Below are 5,702 nucleotides of genomic sequence, written 5' to 3'. Positions count from 1 at the left end.
GTTATTATGGTCGGGGATTGTGCCACCAGATCGAGCAAAACAACTGGTAGAGCGACTTTTTCAGCCCGATTTATGGTGTGGTTGGGGGATTCGGACACTTTCTGCCAAACATCCTGCCTACGATCCGATCGGTTATCACACTGGGAGCGTGTGGGCACACGATAACTCATTCATCGCTACTGGGCTAAAACACTACGGCTACCATGCCGAAGCTAACCGGATTGCCGAGGGGATTTTTGCGGCTGCGAGTATGTTTCAATCCAACCAGATGCCCGAATTGTTCGGTGGGATCGATCGATTACCCGAAAAATTTCCCGTTCCCTATGTGGATGCCAATATCCCCCAAGCCTGGGCAGCAGGCGCGATGCCGTGGCTAATTAGCAGCATCTTGGGACTCGTTGCCGATGCACATCATCACCGATTGCAAGTCCAGCCAGTGCTACCAGACTGGTTGCCAGATCTACATCTCACCCATCTAAATGTGGGCGATGCCACTGTCGATTTACGATTTTGGCGGGAGGGTGAGCAAACGCAATGGGAAATTACGCACCTGAAGGGAAAGTTAGATGTAGCCACATCAAAGATCGATATTTATTAGTTACCAAAAATCATGAGCACATATCCAAATTTTCAACAAATAGTTACTCAGTTCTTGGGTCTAGGTATAATCTTTATTATTCTGCATTTTGGGTTACACATTCCTGCTCTCAATCTATTTTTATTTTGGATATTACCATTTTCTTTAGTGCAATATAGTTATTTATTTTTAAATTTATTTACCGTCAAGAAATCTAAATCATAAGGTATAGATAATCTTGAATTAATTTATATAAAAAGACGCATAATAAATTAAATATTTTCTGCTTTAATTAAAGTATCAGATAAAATAACTCAATTTGAATAATGATTGCAGAACTTACTAAAGTACGCAGTTTTCATCGTCATCAACAGGTGAGCTTTATCGGCGGAGAAGGAATTATCCGCAACTTTAAATATGAAAACGGAACTTGGAAATATCTGGTCGAGATGCCGCTTGCTATACCTATACCTATATTTGGCAGAGTAGGCGCAGAAACTATAGTGTTACTAGATGAAGTAGAACTAGATTTAATCGGAAATTAACTTGATAGTAATTGAACCTAAAATTGATAATTCGCTCATTCAAATAGATTTATCAACGCAAGTTCCATCTGGAGCTGGGATGCTGATGCTCAGAACTTACCGCGAAGTGCTACCGAGAGTTCGGCAATATTTAGAATTATGGCAGCAAGAAGCTGAAAGAATTCCTAATCCCGAACTACGTAAGCAAGCCTTATTAAGTATTGAAAGCAAAGCATTCCACTGTGAAGGTGGCTCGATTTATGGATTACTCGCTCAAGACCAAATTGAGCCAACAATCCGCTTTATAGTTGCTTATCAAACAATTTGTGATTATTTAGATAATCTTTGCGATCGCAGCACTTCACTAGATCCCAGAGATTTCCATACTTTACATCAAGCCTGCATCCACGCCTTGACACCCGATGCTGACTGCATTAATTACTATCAGTTTCGTCAAGAACAAGACGACGGTGGCTATCTAATCAAACTAGTCCAAACTTGTCAAGCTGTATTAAAAAACCTGCCGTCCTATCGAAGCGTTGCTCCTTGCTTATATGAACTAGCAGATCATTATTGTAATTTACAAGTCCATAAACACGTCCAAGTTCAGGAGCGAGTTCCGCGTTTACAAGCATGGTTTGAAGAACATCGAGATCGACTTCCCGAACTGAGTTGGCATGAATTTTCAGCTTGTACTGGTTCGACTTTAGGAATTTTTTGTCTGGTTGCCTATGCTGGCAATCCAAACTGTTCTGAGGAACTAGCTACCGAAGTGAAAAATAGCTACTTCCCCTGGGTTCAAGGACTACACATCTTACTCGACTATTTAATCGATCGAGCAGAGGACAGCATTGGCGGCGATCTGAATTTTTGTGATTATTATGATAGCGAACAAGAAATAAGCGAACGGTTTATTTACTTTCTAAAAGCAGCAGATCGAGCTGTTGCTCAGTTACCTCATCCACACTTCCATCGCACGATTAATCGAGCTTTACTGGGTGTTTACCTCGCCGATCCAAAAGTTAACGCTCAAAAAAATGTGAAAATAATTGCTAATAAAATTCTTCACTCTTGTGGTGGTTTGGCATTCTTTTTTCTTGGCAATGCTCTAGTTATGGCTCAAATTCGGGATCGATGGAAAATGTCATTTAGCCCATAATCTCAGAGAATTAGGTAGTTAGGATAGGGATTTCGATCCCCGTTCTCTATTTGCGTAAAAATCTTACTATGCTTATCTATCATGCCAGAATCAGATTCAACAATTGCATCACCATCACAGTCAAGATCGCAGCAGCAATTACTAACTACTTGGCAGGGATCGAACATCGGTGCCCTCAATCACCAGGATCTCCTATTACTCACTATCCTCAAACAATCTCAGGGAGCAGTTGAGGCACTTAGCCCTATAAATACTGCACTCAAAATATTACAGTTACAGCTTCGATCGTATGATTTGCTTTTATCCGATCTAGGACTGCCAGAGATAGATAGTTGGGCATTAACTACCGAATCTAGCGGGAATATTCCAGCCATAGCATTGGCAGGTTATGGGATCGAGCGAGATCGGAACATAGCTTGGTTACTCGGATTTCAAATGTTGCTATCTAAACCAATCGAGCCAACACAACTAGTCTCAAAATCGCGATGATTGTGGTTCTGACTGATAAGGATTGCGATCGCTACAGCTATTGAATAATTAACATCCAGTTTCTTAAACTTATCAGGATTCTTAAATGTCTGGACAACTATGTTGGCTTCCCAATTTTAGCTCTAATGGAAAACTAGCTTTGCACCTGCGCCTAGAACCTTTTCATCCCTGGAAACCTTATACGGCTTTTCCTGGACTTTGCATTCCCGATTATCCAATTGCGGGAGGCTCTAAGGGTTGGGCGACTTGTCAAAAGCTCCTATCTACTGGATGGACGGCGATCCCTACCAATCGATCGCGAAGCTCTTTTGATGAACCGATTAACAGCTTGATGAATGGATTGTCCGCTCAAGAGGTTCCACCCACAAGTTACAATGAGTTGATTCATCAATTGCCCTTCCTTCTCGATCCTGAGAGTAAAAATTAGAGCGATCTACTCGACAAGCAAAGAGTATTCCTATTCATTAGGGGTACTCTTTATTAATTGGAATAGCTTGCCAGAAATCTAATTATTTGATTAAATTCATCTAACAAATAAGGTCTTACTAAAATAGATTTTAATTTGAATGCAACGACCATAGAACGAGCATAAATTCTCTATACATATTGACGAGCTAATCAAGGTTAAAACTCATCCAGTTGAAAGTTATTAAGATATGTATAGAATTGTCATGATATAGATAAGTTAGTTTAACTGAGCAGTTAGATGTTGGCCCCATCCTAGATTTAACAAATAACAACGGCAACGCACCGAGCAGATTCTACTCTACTAACCCAATTTATTATTCGTTAATTATTAATTAAACTAACCCATGACTATAATTTGCCTTACTCTAACTTGGGGAATGATATTTAGTATTTTTTGGGCTTTTGCCTATTATTGGAAGACCGGATTTATGCTAATTAAACAGCTGCATCAGGTTCCCTGTTATGACTGTAAGTATTTCGTTAATAGTCGTTATCTAAAATGCACTGCTAATCCTCAGATTGCCTGCTCGGAATTAGCTATTGATTGTCACGATTATCAAGCTCAAATCAGCAAATAGTCTACAGATAGATAAATAAGTTACCTAAAGAACGTAGGAAGACTCGATTAGCGGCTTAATGAATTGGAATAACACATGAAAACAAAAAATGTAAAACTCGAAAGTTTGAAAGGTAAGAGTATGAAGACTCTCAAGCACTACAAACTCGATGCAGCTATCCCGCCATATGAAACTTATCTCGACCAGACCGAGCTAAGAATGTTTCAGCTTAAGAAATATCACCTCATCAGTCAAGCATATATTTTACCTATTCCATATATATGCCAAATCTACCATCTCCTCAACTTAAAGCATTTAGAAACCATTCACAAGTTCAGTCTCAAAGGTTTGAAGATTGGTAATATCGGTCAAATTGAACCGACACCAATCGGTGGAAGTATTAAATTTCAAACTACTCTAGAACCTTCACTAAATATATTGAGAGTATGGAGAAAGCCGACAATAGAAGTAGAGCTAATCTTACATACTCCTTATACAATCGAGCTAAAGATCCCCATCTATCATAATCGGCAGATTAACATCGTTTTTAATATGTTACCACTTGCTAATAATGCCCATAAGTTATTCATAGATATTTACAGTAATATAATATTTCCTAAGCCAATTTTGCAAATAATTTTACACTGTGCATCTTGCCTGACCTTGTTTGAAGATCTGCCTTATCTGAACGAATTAGCCACTGGAAATCCGCGCCGCTGGGTCAGAGCGACCAAAACATCCAATCGCGATACCATGCAGCTTTTCAAACGATTTGTCGAACTGTATGGATCTAGCCTGGAGCAACCTCAGTCGATGGGCGCGATCGAGCTACGACCCATTCCAGATCCAGCCTGTTAAATTAATTAATAACTGCTACTGCTTAAAAACAAGTACGCCATGAAGAGTTAGATATTCATACGCAACGATCGTCTGAGATCGAGACACACAGCCAGGTCACGATCGCGATAAGAATTAGGCATCACCGTGTTAAGACGAAACATAGTGAGTTGTGAAGTAGGAGTAGTTAAACAACCGCCCCTACTTAACGGTTTACAACTAGCGGTTGAAACTCGATCGTAATTCTGCTGCTTGTTGTACAGCTTGTTTAGCCTTACTTACGACTGCTCCCATCCCAAAAAATTCGTGAGTCACATTGGTATAGTTGGTGGCTTTAACACTTACGCCTTCGGTGCGTAATCGCTGCGCGTAGGCTTGTCCTTCGCTTCTCAAGGGGTCGATGTCTGCTGTAATTACGGTTGCAGGTGGTAGACCTTTTAGGCTCTTAGCTCCCAATGGGGAGGCATAAGGATTACTGCCATCAGCCGGACTCTTGAAATATTTATCCCAGAACCATTCCATCCCCAGTCGATTGAGCGGTACTTGAGGATTGGTACCAATCTCCTGATAGGAGGGCGTATCAAAGGCATAATTGGTCACGGGATAAATCAGCATGTGATGTACTGGCATTTTCCCCTGGCGATCTCGTGCCATTAGACAACTTAGTGAAATATTCTGGTTGGCAATTAGGATCGGTGTTTGAGTAGCAACTGTGCAGAAACTGCCGTTTTCGATCGGATTACTCGAACCGATCGATCGCATTAACCATTCGGATTAGCGTTTGCGCTGGTGATTTGCCGTAGGGAGAGAAGTCCGCTTTGTTGCCGCTTTCCCATTTGGAGCGCATCTGGGGCGTATCGATTTGATAATCCGACCGAATTCGGCTGGTAATATCGCGTAAGTCCAGATGCAGTTCGGCGAGGCTAGGACGACCCCAATACCAATAACCCTTATAGATTTTGTAAATCTTCAATCCAGGTTCCAGCACGAAAGTGTGCGGAATCATCGGCGTGGGATCGGGATCGGTGTACTCTTCAATCTCCAAATCTTGTTTGATTTTGCCTTGTGGGTCGTGCAAAAATGTCCAATCA

The 5,702-nt window shown here is 41.0% G+C and carries 7 protein-coding genes and 1 pseudogene; 6 read left to right on the top strand and 2 right to left on the bottom strand.

Annotation, left to right across the window (positions count from 1 at the left end):
- From ACEW9J_RS23790 to ACEW9J_RS23765, 6 genes are all read left to right on the top strand, one after another.
- The coding region (locus tag ACEW9J_RS23790; RefSeq protein ID WP_373547549.1) for an amylo-alpha-1,6-glucosidase at positions 1-598 on the top strand (598 nt) is incomplete at its 5' end.
- Between the two features lie 305 nt (positions 599-903).
- Complete coding sequence (locus tag ACEW9J_RS23785; protein WP_373547548.1) at positions 904-1,122, top strand: hypothetical protein; 219 nt, start codon at positions 904-906, stop codon at positions 1,120-1,122.
- Positions 1,123-1,201: 79 nt separating this feature from the next.
- Positions 1,202-2,260, top strand: coding sequence for a tetraprenyl-beta-curcumene synthase family protein (locus tag ACEW9J_RS23780; protein WP_373547550.1), 1,059 nt, complete (start codon positions 1,202-1,204; stop codon positions 2,258-2,260).
- Between the two features lie 81 nt (positions 2,261-2,341).
- The gene (locus tag ACEW9J_RS23775; protein WP_373547547.1) at positions 2,342-2,749 is read left to right on the top strand and encodes a hypothetical protein; all 408 of its coding nucleotides are present in this window, start codon (positions 2,342-2,344) and stop codon (positions 2,747-2,749) included.
- Positions 2,750-2,834: 85 nt separating this feature from the next.
- Positions 2,835-3,176, top strand: a complete 342-nt coding sequence (locus tag ACEW9J_RS23770; RefSeq protein WP_373547546.1) for a hypothetical protein — start codon at positions 2,835-2,837, stop codon at positions 3,174-3,176.
- A gap of 694 nt (positions 3,177-3,870) precedes the next feature.
- Entirely contained in the window at positions 3,871-4,632 is a 762-nt protein-coding gene (locus ACEW9J_RS23765; protein WP_373547545.1) for a hypothetical protein, read from the top strand.
- Between the two features lie 198 nt (positions 4,633-4,830).
- Here the strand turns inward: ACEW9J_RS23765 and ACEW9J_RS23760 are convergent, their stop codons facing one another.
- Both ACEW9J_RS23760 and ACEW9J_RS23755 read right to left on the bottom strand, forming a co-directional pair.
- Positions 4,831-5,373: an alpha/beta hydrolase fold domain-containing protein gene (locus tag ACEW9J_RS23760; RefSeq protein ID WP_373547544.1), complete on the bottom strand. Its 543-nt coding sequence runs from the start codon at positions 5,371-5,373 to the stop codon at positions 4,831-4,833.
- Positions 5,351-5,702 (bottom strand): annotated as a pseudogene (locus tag ACEW9J_RS23755) (AhpC/TSA family protein); the annotation flags it as partial. The gene ACEW9J_RS23760 and the pseudogene ACEW9J_RS23755, both read right to left, overlap by 23 nt.

The sequence above is a fragment of the Chamaesiphon sp. genome, assembly GCF_041737865.1.
In the GTDB taxonomy this organism is placed as follows: Bacteria; Cyanobacteriota; Cyanobacteriia; order Cyanobacteriales; family Chamaesiphonaceae; genus Chamaesiphon.
Note: the sequence above shows the minus strand (reverse complement) of the source record. Positions and strands in the feature narration are given on the sequence as shown.

Coding starts and splice junctions, on each gene's coding strand:
- ACEW9J_RS23775 (WP_373547547.1), top strand. CDS start 2,342: ATGCCAGAATCAGATTCAACAATTGCATCACCATCACAGTCAAGATCG.
- ACEW9J_RS23770 (WP_373547546.1), top strand. CDS start 2,835: ATGTCTGGACAACTATGTTGGCTTCCCAATTTTAGCTCTAATGGAAAA.
- ACEW9J_RS23765 (WP_373547545.1), top strand. CDS start 3,871: ATGAAAACAAAAAATGTAAAACTCGAAAGTTTGAAAGGTAAGAGTATG.
- ACEW9J_RS23785 (WP_373547548.1), top strand. CDS start 904: ATGATTGCAGAACTTACTAAAGTACGCAGTTTTCATCGTCATCAACAG.
- ACEW9J_RS23760 (WP_373547544.1), bottom strand. CDS start 5,373: ATGCGATCGATCGGTTCGAGTAATCCGATCGAAAACGGCAGTTTCTGC.
- ACEW9J_RS23780 (WP_373547550.1), top strand. CDS start 1,202: ATGCTGATGCTCAGAACTTACCGCGAAGTGCTACCGAGAGTTCGGCAA.